This is a genomic window from Bacillus sp. SJZ110 (assembly GCF_006715455.1).
GTDB classification, from domain to species: Bacteria; Bacillota; Bacilli; order Bacillales; family Bacillaceae; genus Bacillus; species Bacillus subtilis.
In genome coordinates this window covers 701,372-720,167 of sequence record NZ_VFNF01000002.1, presented here as the reverse complement: position 1 = coordinate 720,167, position 18,796 = coordinate 701,372, and the positions used below count along the sequence as shown (strand labels likewise).

The 18,796-nt window shown below is 44.5% G+C and carries 20 protein-coding genes; 2 read left to right on the top strand and 18 right to left on the bottom strand.

Annotated features, from left to right (window positions below; translation table 11 throughout):
• Window positions 1-79: 79 nt before the first annotated feature.
• The 4 genes from FB592_RS09315 to FB592_RS09300 all read right to left on the bottom strand — a co-directional run bounded on the left by FB592_RS09315 (window position 80) and on the right by FB592_RS09300 (window position 2,389).
• Window positions 80-325, bottom strand: coding sequence for a KH domain-containing protein (locus tag FB592_RS09315; RefSeq protein WP_014476792.1), 246 nt, complete (start codon window positions 323-325; stop codon window positions 80-82).
• Complete coding sequence (rpsP, locus tag FB592_RS09310; protein ID WP_003220815.1) at window positions 325-597, bottom strand: 30S ribosomal protein S16; 273 nt, start codon at window positions 595-597, stop codon at window positions 325-327. Before rpsP ends, FB592_RS09315 begins: the two co-directional genes overlap by 1 nt.
• Before the next feature lie 105 nt (window positions 598-702).
• On the bottom strand, window positions 703-2,043 hold the full coding sequence (gene ffh, locus FB592_RS09305) for a signal recognition particle protein (RefSeq protein WP_014113771.1): 1,341 nt from the start codon (window positions 2,041-2,043) through the stop codon (window positions 703-705).
• 13 nt (window positions 2,044-2,056) lie between these two features.
• Complete coding sequence (locus tag FB592_RS09300; protein WP_021479302.1) at window positions 2,057-2,389, bottom strand: putative DNA-binding protein; 333 nt, start codon at window positions 2,387-2,389, stop codon at window positions 2,057-2,059.
• 177 nt (window positions 2,390-2,566) lie between these two features.
• On the opposite strand from FB592_RS09300, the gene FB592_RS09295 reads away from it, so the two are divergent.
• Window positions 2,567-3,052: an Ig-like domain-containing protein gene (locus tag FB592_RS09295; protein WP_141949446.1), complete on the top strand. Its 486-nt coding sequence runs from the start codon at window positions 2,567-2,569 to the stop codon at window positions 3,050-3,052.
• Between the two features lie 35 nt (window positions 3,053-3,087).
• Here the strand turns inward: FB592_RS09295 and ftsY are convergent, their stop codons facing one another.
• From ftsY to FB592_RS09230, 13 genes are all read right to left on the bottom strand, one after another.
• Window positions 3,088-4,077: a signal recognition particle-docking protein FtsY gene (gene ftsY, locus FB592_RS09290; RefSeq protein WP_003232026.1), complete on the bottom strand. Its 990-nt coding sequence runs from the start codon at window positions 4,075-4,077 to the stop codon at window positions 3,088-3,090.
• Window positions 4,078-4,096: 19 nt separating this feature from the next.
• Entirely contained in the window at window positions 4,097-7,657 is a 3,561-nt protein-coding gene (gene smc / locus FB592_RS09285; protein ID WP_014479770.1) for a chromosome segregation protein SMC, read from the bottom strand.
• Between the two features lie 100 nt (window positions 7,658-7,757).
• On the bottom strand, window positions 7,758-8,507 hold the full coding sequence (rncS, locus tag FB592_RS09280; protein ID WP_003232030.1) for a ribonuclease III: 750 nt from the start codon (window positions 8,505-8,507) through the stop codon (window positions 7,758-7,760).
• 139 nt (window positions 8,508-8,646) lie between these two features.
• On the bottom strand, window positions 8,647-8,880 hold the full coding sequence (gene acpP / locus FB592_RS09275; protein WP_003154310.1) for an acyl carrier protein: 234 nt from the start codon (window positions 8,878-8,880) through the stop codon (window positions 8,647-8,649).
• An 83-nt stretch (window positions 8,881-8,963) separates the two neighbouring features.
• Window positions 8,964-9,704: a 3-oxoacyl-[acyl-carrier-protein] reductase gene (gene fabG, locus FB592_RS09270; RefSeq protein WP_014476789.1), complete on the bottom strand. Its 741-nt coding sequence runs from the start codon at window positions 9,702-9,704 to the stop codon at window positions 8,964-8,966.
• The gene (gene fabD / locus FB592_RS09265; RefSeq protein ID WP_049139986.1) at window positions 9,697-10,650 is read right to left on the bottom strand and encodes an ACP S-malonyltransferase; all 954 of its coding nucleotides are present in this window, start codon (window positions 10,648-10,650) and stop codon (window positions 9,697-9,699) included. The genes fabG and fabD overlap by 8 nt, the downstream gene beginning before the upstream one ends.
• Before the next feature lie 18 nt (window positions 10,651-10,668).
• Window positions 10,669-11,670: a phosphate acyltransferase PlsX gene (gene plsX / locus FB592_RS09260; RefSeq protein ID WP_038828221.1), complete on the bottom strand. Its 1,002-nt coding sequence runs from the start codon at window positions 11,668-11,670 to the stop codon at window positions 10,669-10,671.
• 13 nt (window positions 11,671-11,683) lie between these two features.
• The gene (gene fapR, locus FB592_RS09255; RefSeq protein WP_003232044.1) at window positions 11,684-12,250 is read right to left on the bottom strand and encodes a transcription factor FapR; all 567 of its coding nucleotides are present in this window, start codon (window positions 12,248-12,250) and stop codon (window positions 11,684-11,686) included.
• A 108-nt stretch (window positions 12,251-12,358) separates the two neighbouring features.
• The gene (gene recG, locus FB592_RS09250; protein WP_021479307.1) at window positions 12,359-14,407 is read right to left on the bottom strand and encodes an ATP-dependent DNA helicase RecG; all 2,049 of its coding nucleotides are present in this window, start codon (window positions 14,405-14,407) and stop codon (window positions 12,359-12,361) included.
• On the bottom strand, window positions 14,385-15,287 hold the full coding sequence (gene sdaAA, locus FB592_RS09245) for an L-serine ammonia-lyase, iron-sulfur-dependent, subunit alpha (RefSeq protein ID WP_003232049.1): 903 nt from the start codon (window positions 15,285-15,287) through the stop codon (window positions 14,385-14,387). Before sdaAA ends, recG begins: the two co-directional genes overlap by 23 nt.
• A gap of 25 nt (window positions 15,288-15,312) precedes the next feature.
• Window positions 15,313-15,975: an L-serine ammonia-lyase, iron-sulfur-dependent subunit beta gene (sdaAB, locus tag FB592_RS09240; RefSeq protein WP_003232050.1), complete on the bottom strand. Its 663-nt coding sequence runs from the start codon at window positions 15,973-15,975 to the stop codon at window positions 15,313-15,315.
• Between the two features lie 138 nt (window positions 15,976-16,113).
• Complete coding sequence (locus tag FB592_RS09235) at window positions 16,114-17,775, bottom strand: DAK2 domain-containing protein (RefSeq protein ID WP_003245033.1); 1,662 nt, start codon at window positions 17,773-17,775, stop codon at window positions 16,114-16,116.
• A gap of 15 nt (window positions 17,776-17,790) precedes the next feature.
• The gene (locus FB592_RS09230; protein WP_003232054.1) at window positions 17,791-18,153 is read right to left on the bottom strand and encodes an Asp23/Gls24 family envelope stress response protein; all 363 of its coding nucleotides are present in this window, start codon (window positions 18,151-18,153) and stop codon (window positions 17,791-17,793) included.
• A gap of 276 nt (window positions 18,154-18,429) precedes the next feature.
• Between FB592_RS09230 and rpmB the strand changes: the two genes are divergently transcribed.
• Window positions 18,430-18,618: a 50S ribosomal protein L28 gene (rpmB, locus tag FB592_RS09225; protein WP_003221548.1), complete on the top strand. Its 189-nt coding sequence runs from the start codon at window positions 18,430-18,432 to the stop codon at window positions 18,616-18,618.
• A 72-nt stretch (window positions 18,619-18,690) separates the two neighbouring features.
• Here rpmB and spoVM read toward each other — a convergent pair whose 3' ends face one another.
• Window positions 18,691-18,771 (bottom strand): stage V sporulation protein SpoVM, encoded by an 81-nt coding sequence (spoVM, locus tag FB592_RS09220; RefSeq protein WP_003221545.1) that lies wholly within the window; start codon window positions 18,769-18,771, stop codon window positions 18,691-18,693.
• Between the last annotated feature and the right edge of the window lie 25 nt (window positions 18,772-18,796).

The following is an 18,796-nucleotide window of genomic DNA, read 5'->3' as shown; positions in this document are numbered from 1 at the left end:
TTTTCTATTTTGCCTAAGCTTCTATCAGTTTACCCTTTTTTTGCGTGTAAAAAAAGGGGAGGTGCCGGCCCTCTCCCTTTTAGTCAAATATTTCAAATTGAACTTTCTTAGAAGACTGTGCGCCAGCTGCAAATACAGCTGTTCGAATCGCTTTTGCAGTCCGGCCTTGCTTTCCGATAACTTTACCGGTATCTGACTTATGGACAGATAAGCGCAGCGCAATCTTTTGATCGGTTTCTTCTCTTATGACGCGAATGTCATCTGGATGATCAACAAGCGGCGTCACAATGTGGACAATCAAATCTTCCAAGTGTTGATCAGTCATTACTTGCCTTGTTTAGCGTTGTGGAATTTTTCCATGATTCCTTGGCTAGAGAACAAGTTGCGAACTGTATCAGATGGTTTCGCTCCAGTTTGAAGCCATTTAAGAGCAAGCTCTTCGTCAATTTTTACTTCCGCTGGTTTTGCAACCGGGTTGTAAGTTCCGACTGTTTCGATGAAACGGCCGTCACGTGGTGAACGAGAATCTGCTACAACAATACGATAGAAAGGAGATTTTTTTGCTCCCATACGTTTTAAACGAATTTTTACTGCCATTTTACTAGCACCTCCGAAAATATTTCAACAAGATAGTATATTAACAATGATAAAAGTGTTTGTAAAGTGTTTTTTCTTAACAACGGTTTTATCATGTATAACCGATTACATAAAAGGTAGCTTAAACCCTTTTTTCTTGCCTTTTGACATGTTTGTCATCTGCTTCATCATTTTTTTCATTTCATCAAACTGCTTAAGCAGACGGTTGACTTCCTGTACGGATGTCCCGCTTCCTTTTGCAATCCGTTTCCGCCGGCTGGCATTGATGATATCCGGCTGTTCTTTTTCAAGAACAGTCATTGATTTAATGATTGCTTCCACATGATTCAGCTGTTTTTCATCAACTTGGATGTTTTTCAGGCCTTTCATTTTACCTGCACCCGGCATCATTTGCAGAAGCTCATCAAGCGGCCCCATGTTTCTGACTTGCCCGAGCTGCTCCAGAAAATCGTCCAATGTGAAGCTCATCGTTCTCATTTTTTGTTCCAGCTCTTTGGCTTTGTCTTCATCAACGCTGGCCTGTGCTTTTTCAATCAATGTCAGCACGTCGCCCATGCCGAGAATCCTTGATGCCATGCGTTCAGGGTGGAACGGCTCTAACGCATCAAGCTTTTCGCCCAAACCTGCGAACTTAATTGGCGTGTTTGTGACAGCGCGAATAGAAAGCGCAGCCCCGCCGCGTGTGTCTCCATCCAGCTTAGTTAACACAACACCGGTTAAACCGAGCTGTTCATTAAAGCTTTTGGCAACATTCACAGCGTCCTGACCGGTCATTGAATCGACAACCAGGAAAATTTCTTCCGGATTCGCGATTTCTTTGACGTTGGTCAGTTCATCCATCAGTTCATGGTCGATATGCAAGCGGCCTGCCGTATCCAAAATGACATAGTCATAATGTTCTTCCTTGGCTTTCTCAATAGCCTGTTTAGCTATTTCTACAGGACTGACCTGATCGCCAAGAGAGAAAACAGGCATATCAAGCTGTTTGCCGAGTGTTTCCAGCTGTTTAATTGCGGCTGGGCGGTAAATATCGGCAGCAACCAGCATCGGTTTGCGATTATGCTTTTTGCGCAGCAGATTCGCAAGCTTACCGCTTGTTGTCGTTTTACCGGCACCTTGGAGACCGACCATCATAATAACAGTCGGCGGCCTTTTTGCGACGGCGATTTTGCTCTCTTCGCCGCCCATCAGCTCAGTCAGTTCCTCTTTAACAACTTTAATGACCTGCTGGCCGGGCGTCAGACTTTTCATGACGTCTTGGCCTACAGCGCGTTCACTTACTTTTTTGACAAAATCTTTGACTACTTTAAAGTTAACGTCAGCCTCAAGCAGCGCAAGACGAACCTCACGCATCATATCTTTTACATCTTGTTCGCTGACTTTCCCTTTTCCGCGGATTTTAGAAATCGTCTGCTGCAGTCGGTCGGCTAATCCTTCAAATGCCATAGTTTGCCGCCTCCTAATCTAATTTCTCAAGCGCTTCAATCAGAGCTGTAATTTCTTCCTCTTCTTTTGAACCGGAAGCAAGCTCCTTCAGCTTATTAAACATCTCTTTACGCTCCTGAAACTTTTTCAAAAGGAGCAGCTTATCTTCATATTGTTCAAGCATCGCTTCTGTTCGTTTGATGTTATCATAAACAGCTTGTCTTGAAACCTCATATTCTTCGGCTATTTCGCCTAGGGAGAAATCGTCCAAATAATAAAGCGACATATAGCTCTTCTGTTTTGACGTCAACAACGACTGATAAAAATCAAACAGATAATTCATTCTCGTTGTCTTTTCGAGTGACATTTGAGCTCTCCCCTTTGTTAAGTCAAATCCCTTTACGATAACTTAGTTTACACGGTTTTGTTGAGACTGTCAAGTTTTTATCTTGTCAAAGCGGCGATTAACTTTTTCCAAAAAACGCTAAATGTCATCCAATTTATTCCGATATTGTATATGAACCCTATTTAAAGGAGGATTTTTATGAAAAAAATCGGTTTATTGTTTATGTTGTGTCTGGCAGCCCTGTTTACAATAGGTTTCCCGGCACAGCAAGCAGACGCTGCTGAGGCACCTTATAAGGCCTCAATCACAAATATCAGCACAGATGGAGGGGTATACGGTAAAATCAATTACGGACAAGGTCAATATTGGCGAGTCAAGTACAATATTACAGTAAGCGGCAAATTACTCGACCAAAACGGACAGCCAGTGCCAAACGCGCCCGTAAGATTTGAAGCGGACACGAAGGTCGGAAACACAACACAAACTGCTTCAGGAACGACTGATGTAAACGGAACATTTGAGGTTCCAATGTATTTGGGGCCAGCTGCTGGGTATTACACGTATTACACATCTGTTTCCGTTCATTACTATGACATCATCCCATTCAGAGTTTTTTCTGGTGAGTCAAGACTGGTATCCACTGATAACAGCCTTTATCATTTCGCCTATCAAGTAAGAAGATAAAAAAGAAAAGGCCCCAAGATGTTGGGGCCTTTTTCTTAATCGTCGGCTTTTTCCACTAAATCTGAAAAGAGTCCGTACACATAGGATTCTGGATCAAATTCCTGAAGATCATCAACTTTTTCTCCTAAACCGACTAGTTTAACCGGGATGTGAAGCTCGTTGCGAATCGCAAGGACGATACCGCCCTTTGCCGTACCGTCAAGCTTCGTTAAAGCAATGCCGGTAACATTTGTTGCTTTCGAGAACTCTTTTGCCTGAGCCATTGCATTTTGGCCGGTCGTGGCATCAAGGGCAAGCAGCACCTCATGCGGAGCTTCAGGAACTTCTCTTTCGATAACACGTTTTACTTTTTCAAGCTCTTTCATGAGATTTACTTTGTTTTGGAGACGACCTGCCGTATCACAAATTAATACATCGGCATTTCTTGCTTTCGCAGCATGAACAGCATCGTAGATGACAGCTGCCGGATCGCTTCCGGCCGTCTGCTTAATGACAGGCACTCCTGTACGCTCTCCCCATACTTCCAGCTGTTCAATGGCTCCCGCTCTAAAAGTGTCTCCGGCGGCAAGTACGACAGATTTTCCTTCTTGTTTCATTTTATGGGCAAGCTTTCCGATCGTTGTTGTTTTCCCGACGCCGTTTACACCTACCAGAAGGATTACGTTTAAACGCCCATCCTGGATGTTCAGTTCTGAAATTTGCTCATCTCCGCTGTTATAAATCTCGACCAGTTTCTCAGAAATCACTGACTGGACTTCCTTTGGATCTTGAATATTTCTGCGTTTGACTTCTTTTTTCAGCTCATCTATTAATTCCATAACGGTCGTAAAACCGACATCCGCGCTGATAAGAACCTCTTCAAGCTCTTCGAAGAAATCCTCATCCACTTTACGGTAACGGGATACAAGATCATTCACTTTGTTTTGAAAGGAGTTTCTTGTTTTTTCAAGGCCATCCTTAAACTTTTCAGATACGGAATCTGTCTGTTTTGTGATTTTCTCTTTTAATTTTTTAAAAAAGCTCATCATTTAACCTCTTTCCTCGTTACTGAACGAATTCTTTTGTTTCTTCCAGCTTAACGGAGATTACCTTGGAAACACCGGATTCCTGCATGGTTACGCCATAAAGCACATCCGCTTCCTCCATCGTTCCTTTTCTGTGGGTAATCACAATAAACTGGGTATCACTGCTGTATTTTTTTAAATACTGCGCAAATCGGAACACATTCGCTTCGTCGAGCGCAGCCTCTACTTCGTCAAGGACGCAAAACGGCACTGGACGAACCTTTAGGATTGAGAATAAGAGCGCTATAGCAGTAAGCGCACGCTCTCCGCCTGACAGGAGGTTTAAGTTTTGCAGCTTTTTCCCCGGCGGCTGAGCGATAATCTCGACTCCTGAATGAAGCAGATCGTTAGGATCGGTGAGCCTCAGTTCAGCTCGCCCTCCTCCGAATAAGGAGCGGAAAACTTGATCAAAGTGTGAGCGGATTTGGACAAATGTGTCGTTAAAGCGCTTCGTCATTTCTTCATCCATTTCTTCAATCACTTGGAACAAGGTATTTTTCGCTTCTGTTAAATCTTCTTTTTGTTCCGACAGAAACTTGTACCGTTCGTTGACCCTCTCAAACTCATCTATGCTTCCGAGGTTCACGGTACCCAGCTCTTCAATTGCGAGTTTAATCAGCTTCACGCGCTTTCTGGCTTCCTCTGGATCAGTTTCAAGCTGATATTTCTCTTTTGCCCCCTCAAAGGACAAGCTGTATTCCTCCCGTAAGTATTGGAGTAAATTATCAAGCTCGACTTCCATCCGTCCGAGTTTGACTTCTTCGTCTTTTAAGAGCGTTGTTTTTTGTTTATACAGACGTTTCATTTCTTTCAGCTCACGCTCATACGTATCAAGCCCATGCTGAAGCTTGATGCGCTGATCGCGCCTTAATGCAATCAGTTCGATCGTTTTCGTTTTGTCATTCAATTTATGTTTTGCTGCCTCTTCCAGCTTTTCTTCGCCGCTGGTGCTAGATGACATCTCTGACGTTAAGAAGCTTAAGTCTTCTTTTGCTTCTTTTAACGCAAGCTCTGTTTCAGTGAGCTCTTTCTTTAATCTGGCAAGGTTGTCCTCTTCCCCCTTGCAAGCCTGCTCTTTTTTGGCCGCAGCGATCTTCAGCTCAGTCAGCTCGTTGGAGAGAGACTCTTTCGTTGAGGATTGCGTTTGTTTTTGTTTTGTCAGTCTGTCTATGTCCTCTTCAAGCTGTTTCATCTTTTCAGATACGGCAGAGAGCTCTTCTTCAAGCTTGCGTTTGCGCGCTTTTTTCTCTTCATCGCTTTCAGACAGAGCAGATTTTTCTTGGTCATAGAGCTCTAAATGGGTATTGATATTTTTCTCGGCAACTTGAAGTTCGTACAGCTGGCCTTTCACATCCTGCTGCTTTAACCTTAAGCCTTCCCCGGTTTCTCTTAAGTCAGCCAGTTTTTTCTCCATATCCTGAATGGATTGCTTAAGGGTTTTGACCTCTTGTTCAAGCAGTGCTGTTTTCTCTTCCATTTCAGCGAGCCGTTTCGTCACATCTTCTAGCTCCCGGCTTCTTCCAAGGAGGGAGTTATTTTTCTTTTTAACCGCGCCGCCCGTCATTGAACCACCGGGGTTCACAACATCTCCCTCAAGGGTTACGATGCGGTACCGGTGCCCGAGAAGCTTCGCAAGCTCGTTTGCACCCTTTAAGTCCTCTGTGATCAGAACGGTTCCAAGAAGATTCTGGATGACGCTTCGATACGCAGAATCAAATGTGACAAGTTCACTGGCAACCCCGAGAAATGATGAATGTCGGGCGGCTGTTTCCGCGTCACGGCTTTGAAGCTGGCGGTCTCTAATAACAGAAAGAGGCAGAAACGTCGCCCGGCCGAAGGAATTCTGCTTTAAATATTGAATCGCTTTTCGGGCAGATTGTTCATCGTCGGTCACGACATGCTGAGCAGAAGCGCCGAGCGCTATTTCAATGGCCGTTTCATACTTCTGTTCTGTAGAAATCAGCTCAAGAACCGCTCCGCGAATTCCACCAAGGCGCTCTTTCGCTTTTAGCACTTCTTTAACACCTTGATAAAAGCCAGAAAAATCTCCCTGCATCGTCTCAAGCATGTCCTTTTTTGATCTCGCTTGCTGAACGTATTGGTATGCCTGATACAGAGCGGATTCATTTTTTTCGTATTGACGCTTTTTCTGCTCATATTTTGTCTGCATATCACGATATGCACCGACTTGACTGTGAATCTCCTGCTCAATTCGGGCAAATTCCGTTTCACATGCGGCTTTACGCGCAGAAATATCACGCCGTTCCTGCAGGTGCTTTTCATTGTTGTCCGCGAGTCTCTGCAATGTGACAGCGGATTGGGACATCTGGTCATCAAGAAGCTGGAGTTCGTTGCGTATCGAAGCCTGGCTGTTTAACAGCTCAAAATAATCACTTTTCAGCTGCTCGATTTTCTCTTCGACATTTTCATTGTGAAGACTGAGAGCCTGCTGTTTTTCTTTTACTTGCGCCCTTAACTGCTTCACCTCAGCCTGAAGCGTTTCGAAGACAGCTTCCTGCTTCGAAAGCTCTTCTTTCAGAACCGTTTCTTTTTGCTGAAACTGAACGATGGCTTCTTCAAGCTGTTCTTGGTTTTGCACAGCGTTTTTCTTTCGTTCTTTCAGGACTTCTTTACGGCCTTCAAGCTTTTCCAGCTCCTCACTAGTTACCAGTAAAACTTGCTGGAGCTCATCTACTGACTCATCAAGCGCTTGTATTTTGTCCCTTGTATCCTCAATCTTTGCTTCTTTCGCAGAAATAGCAGACGATTCAGCAAGCTCTTCTTCTTTTGCCATCTGCACTTTCTCTTTAAGAGTCGACCATTTACCATGCAGCTCTTCGATATCATAGGCAGTCAGCGCAATTTCAACATGCTCCAGCTCTTTCTTTTTCTCAAGGTAGTCTTTCGCTATTGAAGCTTGAATTTTTAGAGGTTCAACCTGTCCTTCAAGCTCATGTAATATATCTTCTACCCGATTTAGATTGTCCTGTGTCTCAAACAGTTTATTTTCTGCTTTTTTCTTTCTCGTTTTATATTTAAGCACCCCGGCCGCTTCTTCAAAGATACTGCGGCGATCCTCCGCTTTGCTGCTCAGGATCTCTTCCACTTTCCCTTGGCTGATAATAGAAAATGCTTCTTTACCAAGGCCAGAATCCATAAATAAATCAATAATATCCTTCAAGCGGCACGGCTGATTGTTAATCAGAAACTCACTCTCACCTGATCTGTACACACGTCTTGTGACACTCACCTCGTGGAAGTCAATTGGCAAGAAATGATCATCATTATCAAGAGTAAGCGTAACTTCAGCTAGATTTAATCGCTTTCTTGAATCACTCCCGGCAAAAATAATGTCCTCCATTTTTCCGCCGCGAAGAGAGCGTGCCGATTGTTCGCCGAGAACCCAGCGAATGGCATCCGTGATGTTGCTTTTTCCGCTTCCGTTCGGCCCGACAACCGCTGTCACGCCTTTAACGAAGTCTACGGAAATCCGTTCTGCAAATGATTTAAATCCTATAACGTCTAAACGTTTGAGGAACATAGCGATCCTCCTTATGTAATAAGTATTTCAATTCTATCATAAACATTGGTGAAATAAGACGGCATACATACTGAAATCCCCCTGAGTCATAAGGGGGATTTTATTGTTTCGTATGGTGTTTTTGCAATTTAGCTAAAGCTTCCTGAGCAGCGTGCTGTTCGGCTTCTTTCTTTGAACGGCCGTTTCCGACTCCGAGTGGTTCACCTTTTAGAGATACGATGGCTTCAAATTCACGGTTGTGCGCAGGTCCTTTTTCGTTAGAGATTTTATACTCCAGAGAGCCTTTGCCGTCCCGCTGCACGTATTCCTGCAGCTGGCTTTTGAAATCCATCACATGAGAAAAAGCACCATCGTTAATTTTAGGGAACACATAAACTTTTAAGAAACTTTCGACCGGCTCTAATCCTTGGTCAAGGTACAAGGCTCCGATAAATGCCTCAAAAACATCCGCCAATAGAGCAGGACGCTTTCTTCCGCCTGTCATTTCCTCGCCTTTACCCAACAGGACAAGATCGCCGAATGACAGCTCGTGAGCCAATGAAACGAGAGACGGTTCGCAAACAATTGCGGCTCTCAATTTCGTCAAATCTCCTTCACTCATAGCCGGGTATTTGGCAAATAAGAATCTGGAGATCGTCAGTTCCAAAACAGCGTCACCTAAAAATTCAAGCCTTTCATTATCTTCATACGGCTTTTTCCGATGCTCATTCACATAAGATGAATGTGTAAATGCTTGATACAAAAGCTTTTCATTTTGAAAGTGAACCGAAATCCGTTCTTGAAACTCTTTAAATTGTTCTACTTTTTTATAGAACTTTTTTTTATCTTTATAATGTGAGTGTTTTGACATAGTAACCTCCATAGGCACATCAGGTTCACCGCGCTTCTCTGACTAAACCGGATACAGCGCGCGTAAAAGCGGCATGCTGTAATAACTGCACGAATAAAGGGCTAAAGCCCCGCGTTTCGGCGGGACTTTTAGCATCAGCTTATTGCTGGTTTTGTATGTAGTTCACAGCGTCGCCGACTGTTGCAATCTTTTCAGCATCTTCGTCAGAAATCTCCATATCAAACTCGTCTTCAAGTTCCATAACAAGCTCAACTACATCTAGGGAATCAGCACCTAAGTCTTCCTTGAAAGAAGCTTCAAGTTTGACGTCTGCTTCATCAACGCCAAGGCGATCTACGATGATTTTCGTTACACGCTCTAATGTGTCTGCCATAGCAATTCACCTCCCCTCAAGTATTATAGTGGATTCGTTTTTAAAAAACTAGAGAAACTATGATGAAATTTTCGAGAAAAAACTTACATCACCATTCCGCCGTCAATATGAAGCGTTTGGCCTGTCATATAACGGGCTCCCTCTGAAGCTAGGAACGTGACAACACTGCTGACATCGCTAGGTTCACCAAAGCGCGCGAGCGGAATTTGTTTCAGCATTTCGTCTTGAACGTCTTTTGCAAGTTTATCTGTCATATCAGTTGAGATAAATCCTGGCGCTATTGCGTTTACCGTAATATTTCGGCTGGCGAGCTCTTTAGCAGAAGACTTGGTTAAACCGATGACGCCGGCTTTTGCAGCCACGTAGTTGGCCTGTCCAGGATTTCCGCTGACGCCGACGATAGACGATACGTTAATAATGCGGCCTGAACGCTGTTTCATCATTTGTCTTGTAACAGCTTTTGTGCAGTTGAAAACACCCTTCAGGTTAATGTTAATAACGTCATCCCATTCGTCTTCTTTCATTCTCATGATGAGATTGTCTCTTGTAATCCCGGCATTATTAACCAGAATGTCAATCGTAGAAAAAACTGATAGCGTTTCTTTTATCATGTTTTGTACATCTTCGGGATTTGATACATCCGCTTTGACAGCAATTGCGTTTCTGCCCATTGATTTGATTTCATCTACCACTTCATTTGCTTTCGCTTCATTGCCGGAGTAGTTCACGACAACATTGGCGCCGCTTTTTGCCAGATCAAGGGCGATTGAGCGGCCGATTCCGCGGGATGCGCCCGTGACAATAGCCGTTTTATCATTAAGCATTATCATTCTCCTCCTTAAGCGTTTGAATTGCCAGCTCGATCGTTTCCGGATCTGATACAGCAATTGTTTTTAACCGTCTATTTACTTTTTTCACAAGGCCTGAAAGCACTTTTCCGGGACCGATTTCAATAAAAGTCGTAACACCCTCTGCGATCAGCTTGTTAATGCTTTCCTCAAAACGAACCGGAGAGTAAAGCTGCTCAATAAGTTTTTCTTTGATATCTGCTTTTTCAGTCATCACGTCAGCAGAAACATTTGAGATGACCGGAACGTCAGCGTCTTTTATGTCACAGGCGTCCAATACCTCTTTCAGCTTTTCAGCAGCCGGTTTCATCAGTTCGGAATGGAACGGACCGCTTACTTCAAGCGGAATTGCGCGTTTTGCTCCGTTCTCTTTTGCCAGTTCAGATGCAAGCTCAACCCCTTTAGCTGTTCCGGAAATGACGATTTGGCCAGGACAGTTGAGATTCGCAAGCTGTACAAGGTTGCCTTCCTCTGTGACTTTATCGGTTACTTGCTTTAATGCTTCAGCATCCATGCCGAGAATCGCAGCCATTGCTCCTTCGCCAGCCGGCACCGCTTCATTCATAAACTCTCCGCGTTTTCTGACGGTATAAACAGCATCTTTGAAAGACAGAGCGCCAGCCGCAACCAGTGCAGAATATTCACCAAGGCTGTGTCCTGCTGTGAAATCAGGTGTAATGCCAGATTCTTTAAATTTCTCAAGAACAGCGATGCTTGTCGTAAGCAAAGCAGGCTGCGCATTGTATGTAAGTGTTAATTCTTCAGCAGCCCCCTCAAAAATAAGCGAGCTGAGTTTTGTTTCCAACGTTTCATCAGCTTTATCAAACAGACGCTTTGCAGCAGGCACCTGCTCATAAAGCTCTTTTCCCATGCCGATAAATTGTGATCCCTGACCCGGGAATAAAAATGCAATCTTACTCATGATGTAAAAACCTCCAGACTACTCATCTGTTTTTTCTTCTTTCACTTCTTCCTGAATGAGCGCAGCCACATTTTGGCTGACCATCTCTCTTGCTTGCCGAATCGCATGGAATACAGCATTTGAATCTGAAGAGCCGTGCGCCTTGATCACAGGCGCTTTTAAGCCAAAAAGACTTGCTCCGCCATAATTCGAATACTCCATTTTCATTTTCATTTCTTTCAATTTTGGCTTCAGCACAGCTGCTGCAAGCTTGGATGTCAAAGTAGACGTCATTACGTCTCTCATCATTTTAAAAATAGACAACGCAGAGCCTTCCAGCGTTTTGAGTGTAACATTCCCGGTAAAGCCGTCTGTTACTACAACGTCCGCCACATCATCTAAAAGGTCTCGCGCTTCCACGTTTCCGATAAAATTGATGTTTGCTGTTTCTTTTAAAATTTGAAACGTCTGCTTCGTCAGTTCGTTTCCTTTTTTATCTTCTGTTCCGACATTTAAAAGTCCGACTCTCGGTGAAGTGACACCGCGCACTTGCTGAGAATAAACAGAACCCATGATGGCATATTGAACGAGGTGCTCCGGTTTTGCATCGACATTGGCGCCGACATCAAGGAGAAGAAATCCGTCTCCCGAAACAGTCGGAAGTGTCGGGGCAAGCGCCGGACGGTCAATTCCTTTAATTCTTCCGACAATAAAGAGACCGGCTGTCATTAATGCACCGGTATTTCCTGCTGAAATGCAGGCGTCAGCTCTGTTTTCCGAAACCTCCTGCGCCATAAGAACCATAGATGAGTTCTTTTTTCTTCGCACGGCACGGACCGGTTCATCCGTAGGCTCAATCACTTCATCTGCGTGCAGCACCGTGATGCGATCTGATGTAGTTGTTAAATGTGATTCTATCGTTGTTTTGTCACCGACAAGTGTGATATGGAGATCATCATATGCCTCTATACCTTTTATAACTCCGTCAATAACAGCTTTGGGAGCGTGGTCTCCTCCCATTGCATCTACAGCTATTCTCATGCATGCTCCACCTTTATGAATGTTTTGAACGATACATGTCAAAGCGTCCAGAAAAAACAATTTCTTCGCCAACGTAGCTGTTCACTTCGACAACCGTTCTTCCTTTTTCTTTTTCGACAGCCGTCACTTTCGCTTTTGCTACGACACGTTCACCCTGCTTTACCTGTCTTGTAAAGCGGATGTCTGCACTTGCAGTCAGCGCCAGCTCGTCATCAATGACTGCAACGGCCAAAGAATTCGCCTGTGCAAATAAATGGTGTCCTCTCGCAATCTGATTCCGGCTGAACACGTGCTCCTGTTTTATTTCTAAAATGGATATCGCCTGATCATCCAGCTCAAGGTCAATAATTTCTCCGATAACTTCATCAAGTGACAGGGACTTCACTTCGTCCTCAAGTGTTTTCTCTGCCACGTTCTTAATTCTTTCTCTCAGTTCAGGTATGGAAAGCTCTAAGCGGTCCAAACGTATCGTCTGGATGCTCACCCCGAATTTACCCGCTAGTTCTTCATCTGTAATAAAGGGGGTTGCTTGAATCGTCTGCTGAAGTAATTCCTGGCGTTCTCTCTTATTTCTTCTCATATCTAAACACCATCCGGACAATTAAGACTAGGTACTAATAGTAGTATATAATTTCATAGATTGGAATGCAACGATTGTTTCTGGCTGAACACCAAAAACTTCTGATACTCAGCTTAATTTTTCCCCGTCCATTACTCCGCTCTTCAGCAATTCATCTCTTAACACAGCGTATTCCGGCTCCTTCCAGAACGCGTCAGAAGCCACAAGATTCGCAGCATCCTGCCTTGCCGTTTCAAGCGCTCTGTAATCATGAACCATGTCCGCCACTTTAAATTCCGGCATTCCGCTTTGTTTTTTTCCGAAGAAATCACCGGGACCTCTCAGTTCCAGATCCTTTTCAGACAGCTCGAAACCGTCATTGGTCTCCGACATGATCCTCATCCGTTCTTTCCCTGTTTCTGATTTTGGATCAGCCATCAGAATACAGAAAGATTGATGCTCACCCCGTCCAACACGGCCGCGCAGCTGGTGAAGCTGTGATAGTCCGAAACGGTCGGCGTCATAAATCACCATAATCGTTGCATTCGGAACATTCACGCCAACCTCCACAACAGTGGTTGATACGAGAATTTGACAGTGATTTGCGCTGAATTCTCTCATGACCTGGTCTTTTTCATCGGAATGCAGCTTCCCATGCATAAGGCCGACCTTCCATTTCCCCCGAAAAATATCAGAAAGCATATTGTACACGTCAATGGCGTTTTGCACATCAAGCTTGTCTGATTCTTCAATCAGCGGACAGATGATATAAGCCTGCCTGCCTTGCTTTAATTCTTTTTCGACAAATGCCAAAATACGATCCAGCATGTCATGTTTTACCCAATAGGTTTCGATTCGCTTTCGTCCAGCCGGCATCTCATCAATGACAGATACATCCATTTCACCGAACACTGTGATCGCTAACGTTCTTGGGATTGGAGTGGCTGTCATAAAGAGAACATCGGGATCCTGCCCTTTGTTCCGAAGCTTTTTGCGCTGCTCAACTCCAAATCTGTGCTGTTCATCTGTAATAACGAGACTCAGCGCCTTAAACTCCACCTCGTCTTGGATTAAAGCGTGGGTTCCTACAAGAATATCAATCTCACCCGCCGCAAGACGCTCAAGCAGTTCTTTTCGCCGCTTTCCTTTAACAGAGCTTGTCAAAAGAGCAACGCTGACGTCCCATTTTTCAAATAGCGAAACGAGCGAATCAGCATGCTGCTCGGCCAGAATTTCTGTCGGCACCATGAGCGCTCCTTGGTATCCGGATAGGATCGCGGCATACAGTGCAATGGCGGCGACTGCTGTTTTTCCTGATCCAACGTCCCCTTGAAGAAGACGGTTCATTCTGTATGGAGAAGACATGTCTGCTGTTATTTCGCGAAGAACGCGTGACTGGGCGTTTGTGAGGGGAAACGGGAGGCTTTTGATAAATCTCATGAGTTCTTCGTTTGAAAAACGCTGCCGTATCCCTTGTGTCTGCTCTCTTTCCGCCTTTCGGAACGCCTGCATTTTCAACTGAAACAACAAAAATTCTTCATAAACAAACCGCCGTCTGGCAAGCTTTAATGCTTCCCTTGTTTCAGGCTGGTGCATTGCTTTTAACGCCTGATAATAGTCAGGCAGTTTATAGCTTTTTCTTAGCTTTTCCGGAAGAGGATCAGGAAGTGAGTCTGCATATTGGGTCAGCGCCTGCTGAATAAAGCGCCTCATCATTTTGACGGTAACATTTTCTTTCACAGAATACACTGGTTCAATGCTTTTGTCTTCTTGATGCGGCCCGTTTTTCAACTCCTGAACAGAGATGGTTTGGCGGTGCTTGTCCCATTTACCTGAGACCGTCACAACAGCACCGAGCGAAAGCTTCTTCTTCAAGTAAGGCCTGTTAAAACATACGGCTGTGATTAAATAGTGGCCGACCAGAAGCCTGAATGTCAGCCTGTTTCGTTTTTTTCCGTAATAGGTAAGAGAAGGCTCTGAATGAACCTTCCCTTCGACTGTGACTCTTTCATCATGCTTTACTTCTTCTAAATCCCTCAGCTCGTAGTCATCATAACGATAAGGGAAATAATTCAGAAGATCAGAAATGTCATAAATACCGAGTTCGTGTAATGTTTTTTCTGTTTCCGGCCCAATACCCTTAATGTTAGCTATACTAGTTTGCTGATGTTGTTTCACGTGAACCTAGCGCTCCTCCGAAAATTTTTTTCTCTAATTCTCTTCCTGTCGGTGTTGCCGCTAAACCGCCCTGGCCTGTTTCTCTAAGTGCAGTTGGCATCGTTTGGCCTATTTTATACATGGCATCGATAACCTCATCACATGGAATACGGCTTGTAATGCCCGCCAATGCCATATCAGCGGCAATCATCGCATTTGACGCGCCCATCGCATTCCGTTTCACGCAAGGCACCTCAACAAGCCCTGCAACAGGGTCGCACACGAGGCCTAGCATATTTTTTAATGTAATGGCCATGGCTTCCGCGCTTTGTTCGGGTGTTCCTCCTGCCATTTCAACAATGGCCGCAGCCGCCATGCCTGAAGCTGATCCAACCTCTGCCTGACATCCTCCGGCGGCGCCGGAAATGCTTGCGTTATTAGCCACGACAAATCCGAAAGCCCCGGCTGTAAACAAAAAGCGGATCATTTGTTCTCTTGTTGGATTCAGCTTTTCTTTTACAGCAAATAACGTACCGGGCACCACACCGGCAGAACCTGCAGTCGGTGTCGCACAGATGGTTCCCATGGCTGCATTTACTTCATTTGTTGCAACGGCTTTCGATACAGCATCTAAAATCAGCGGGCCAGACAGGCTTTTTCCTGATCGAATATAGGCCTGCAATTTAACGGCATCTCCGCCTGTTAAGCCCGTTTGGCTCGTAACTCCCTCGAGTCCTTTCTGAACCGCCGCTTCCATAACAGACAGGTTATGATCCATCTGCTGAAAAATGTCCTCTTTTGTTTTTTCTGTTACTTCCATCTCTTGAGCTATCATCACATCAGAGATCAATATTTGTTTTTCTTTAGTAATCTCAATTAATTCTTTTACATTACGAAACATAACTGGCTCCTCCTGACCCTTTTCGCTAGTCAGCAATCTTTGTCACTTGAATAATATTCGGCAGCTTCGACAGCTCGTCGAGAATGTGGTCGTCAATATTTTGATCGACCTCTATTGTCATCAGCGCAAGCTGGCCGATATCTTTCCGGGCTACTTCCATATGTCCTACGTTAATTGAAAATTTCGCCAGAACATTGGCAACACCGGCAATTGTGCCAAACTTGTCATTATGAACAACTAATATGGCCGGATGATTTCCTGACAGCCGGAGCTCAAAACCATTCAATTCTGTGATTTCAATCTTTCCTCCGCCAATCGAAATACCCGTCAGTTCCAGCTCACCCTTTTCATCAGAAATGGTGATTTTTGCTGTGTTCGGATGGACCGGGACTGCATCTTCTACCCGAAACTCTATATCAATTCCTTTAGCTTCTGCAATTTGTATAGCGGTTTTAATCCGTTCATCGAATGTATCAAAATCAAGCAATCCGCCGATAATCGCGACATCTGTGCCGTGGCCCTTATACGTTTCCGCAAACGAGCCGTAAAAAGATACAATGATGCGCTCAGGCTCTCTGCCAAATAAACTTCTGGCCACTCTCCCGATTCTAGCAGCTCCCGCAGTATGAGAGCTGGACGGACCGATCATAACCGGGCCGATAATATCAAAAACGCTTCTGTATTTCATGCTATTCCTCCTTATGAACCAGAGCTTATTAGCGCTTTGCTTCTAGACTAATTGATCAGATATAAAATGGCAAGCGGGCGCGTTACAGCGCTGCCGCACTTAAAAGCAGACATAAGAATAGAAGGGCAAATTGCCCTTCTATTCTGCTGAAACTATATACGAATACAGAGGCTGTTTCCCATTGTGGATCTCAACCTCAATCTCCTCGTACTTTTCACTGAGAAACGCTTCAAGCTGCTCAGCTTCTTCCTGAGACGCATCCTCACCATATAGAATGGTCACGATTTCATCATCTTCTCCGATCATTTCTGACAGCAGCATTTTCGCGGCTGACAGCTGATTTTCAGAAGTGCCGATAATCGTTCCATTCAGAATGCCCATAAAGTCGCCTTTTTTAATGTCTTTACCGTCAATATGAGTATCTCTGACTGAGAACGTCACCTGTCCGCTTTTTACTTGCTGAATGGCGCTTAGCATATTGGCCTCGTTCGCTTCAGCTTCTTGATCCGGGTTAAAAGCCAGCAGAGCTGACATCCCTTGCGGAACCGTTTTAGCAGGAATGACAAAAACCTGTTCATCCACTACGCTGGCCGCTTGGTTAGCAGCCATGATAATGTTGGAGTTGTTCGGCAGGATAAATACCGTATCTGCATTTACAGACTTCACGGCATCAACAATATCCTCAGTGCTTGGGTTCATGGTCTGGCCGCCTTCAATCACAACAGAAGCGCCAATGCTTTTAAATAGGTCTGCAATTCCTTCTCCCATCGCTACAGTCACAATGCCATACGGCTGTTTTGCCGGCGGTGTTTCGTTGTCTGCAGGTTTGCTTTCTTGACTGATGATAGAGGTATGCTGTTCTCTCATATTTTCTATTTTTATTTTGATCAATTCACCGTAATGCTGGGCGTAGTTTAACACGTTTCCCGGCTCTTCAGCATGAATATGAACCTTCGCCAGCGATTCATCCGCAATCACAAGCAGAGAATCTCCGAACTGGCTGAGGTCTTGCCTGAACGTGCCTTCGTCGAACTCTCTTTTTGTCTGATCAAGCCTAACCATCACTTCGGTACAGAATCCAAATTCAATATCTTCGGTATTCATCATGCTTTGCGCGCTCTTGTGATGCTCTGCGCTGACCATGTCGTCAAGTGACGGAAGAACTGCTTTCTGAGGTACAGTTTCACCTTTTAATGAAGCAAGAAAACCTTCATACACACAGAGCAGGCCTTTGCCCCCGCTATCGACAACTCCTACTTCCTTTAGGACAGGTAGCAATTCAGGGGTGCGGTTTAAAGACGCCTCTGCTTCTTCTGTCACTGCAGTCATCAGCGCAGTGATATCGGTTTCTTTTTCTGCTAAGATCATTGCTTTTTTTGCAGCGTCTTTTGCAACTGTTAAAATGGTGCCCTCTACAGGTTTCATGACAGCTTTATACGCCATGTCTACACCTGCTTGCAGCGCAGCGGCAAACTCAAGTGCATTAATTTCTTTTTTCGTTTCAATGTTTTTGCTAAATCCGCGGAACAATTGGGATAGGATAACTCCTGAATTTCCGCGTGCTCCCATGAGCAGCCCTTTAGATAACGCGGAGCCCACCTTCCCGATATCATCCGTATCCATTTGTTCAACTTCTCTTGCTCCGGAAGTCATCGACAGGTTCATATTTGTTCCCGTATCACCGTCCGGCACCGGAAACACGTTCAGTGCATCAACTGCACTGGCGTTTTGAGACAGATTCTGCGCTCCCGCAAGAATCATCTCGGCAAAGGTTCTGCCGTCTAATGTTCTGATAGACAATCCTACTCCTCCTAACTACGGGTTCGTCACTCGTACGCCTTGGACATAAATATTGACAGAATCCACTGCCAGTCCGATGGTTTGATTTACTGTGTACTTTACTTTTGTTTGGACATTATGTGCCACTTCAGAAATTTTCGTGCCGTAGCTGACAATGATATACATGTCGATATGTATCTGTTCTCCTTCTTGGCGAACTTGGACACCCCTGCTGAAATTCTCTTTCCGAAGGATTTCAGTCAGTCCGTCTTTAATCTGGTTTTTAGAGGCCATGCCGACAATGCCGTAACAGTCAACCGCCGCGCCTCCTGCAACCATCGCGATGACTTCATTAGATATATCAATCTGTCCGTACTTCGTTCTTAATTCAATGGACACACTAGTTCCTCCTTCGAATGCATAGAGTTACAGCTATTCTACTATATGGTTTCCATTATGAAAAGACCAGGCAATAATCGCTGGCCGTACCTCTACATATACTATAGCGCTGCTGTTTCCGCAAGATGTCAAGTGAATTTTCTTGAAAGATGATGAAACAATAGTTGCAAACGTTTTTTAGCTGTGGTAAATTATTTAAAGTATCCATATCGAAAGCATCTAAGATTATATGAATGTTAAAAAGTAGATGTTTTGTGCAAGTGAGGAGGGAAACAAATGGCACGTAAATGCGTTATCACAGGTAAAAAAACAACAGCTGGGAATAACCGTTCTCACGCAATGAACGCTTCTAAGCGCACTTGGGGCGCGAATCTTCAAAAGGTTCGTATCCTTGTGAACGGAAAACCTAAAAAAGTATATGTATCTGCTCGAGCTTTGAAATCCGGTAAAGTTGAGCGTGTATAACAAAATGAACGCCTGCCCCGATATGTGGCAGGCGTTTTTATGTGGTGAAAGAGGGCTTTGAACCCCTGGGCCTTAATCTTTTCTAAATGAGCCCAGCATCGCCCGGACAATTCCTCCTAAAAACTTCGGCAATTTAATGGTGTAAAATTTCATTTTTGTCCCCTCCTATAACGTCCCG

Bases quoted from the DNA above. Each gene is read 5' to 3' on its own strand.
- fabD (WP_049139986.1), bottom strand. From the start codon at position 10,650: ATGAGTAAGATTGCATTTTTATTCCCGGGTCAGGGATCACAATTTATC.
- plsX (WP_038828221.1), bottom strand. From the start codon at position 11,670: ATGAGAATAGCTGTAGATGCAATGGGAGGAGACCACGCTCCCAAAGCT.
- sdaAB (WP_003232050.1), bottom strand. From the start codon at position 15,975: ATGAAATACAGAAGCGTTTTTGATATTATCGGCCCGGTTATGATCGGT.
- ftsY (WP_003232026.1), bottom strand. From the start codon at position 4,077: ATGAGCTTTTTTAAAAAATTAAAAGAGAAAATCACAAAACAGACAGAT.
- acpP (WP_003154310.1), bottom strand. From the start codon at position 8,880: ATGGCAGACACATTAGAGCGTGTAACGAAAATCATCGTAGATCGCCTT.
- sdaAA (WP_003232049.1), bottom strand. From the start codon at position 15,287: ATGTTTCGTAATGTAAAAGAATTAATTGAGATTACTAAAGAAAAACAA.
- rncS (WP_003232030.1), bottom strand. From the start codon at position 8,507: ATGTCAAAACACTCACATTATAAAGATAAAAAAAAGTTCTATAAAAAA.
- rpmB (WP_003221548.1), top strand. From the start codon at position 18,430: ATGGCACGTAAATGCGTTATCACAGGTAAAAAAACAACAGCTGGGAAT.
- FB592_RS09295 (WP_141949446.1), top strand. From the start codon at position 2,567: ATGAAAAAAATCGGTTTATTGTTTATGTTGTGTCTGGCAGCCCTGTTT.
- rpsP (WP_003220815.1), bottom strand. From the start codon at position 597: ATGGCAGTAAAAATTCGTTTAAAACGTATGGGAGCAAAAAAATCTCCT.
- ffh (WP_014113771.1), bottom strand. From the start codon at position 2,043: ATGGCATTTGAAGGATTAGCCGACCGACTGCAGCAGACGATTTCTAAA.
- smc (WP_014479770.1), bottom strand. From the start codon at position 7,657: ATGTTCCTCAAACGTTTAGACGTTATAGGATTTAAATCATTTGCAGAA.
- fapR (WP_003232044.1), bottom strand. From the start codon at position 12,250: ATGAGAAGAAATAAGAGAGAACGCCAGGAATTACTTCAGCAGACGATT.
- FB592_RS09300 (WP_021479302.1), bottom strand. From the start codon at position 2,389: ATGTCACTCGAAAAGACAACGAGAATGAATTATCTGTTTGATTTTTAT.
- FB592_RS09315 (WP_014476792.1), bottom strand. From the start codon at position 325: ATGACTGATCAACACTTGGAAGATTTGATTGTCCACATTGTGACGCCG.
- spoVM (WP_003221545.1), bottom strand. From the start codon at position 18,771: ATGAAATTTTACACCATTAAATTGCCGAAGTTTTTAGGAGGAATTGTC.
- fabG (WP_014476789.1), bottom strand. From the start codon at position 9,704: ATGCTTAATGATAAAACGGCTATTGTCACGGGCGCATCCCGCGGAATC.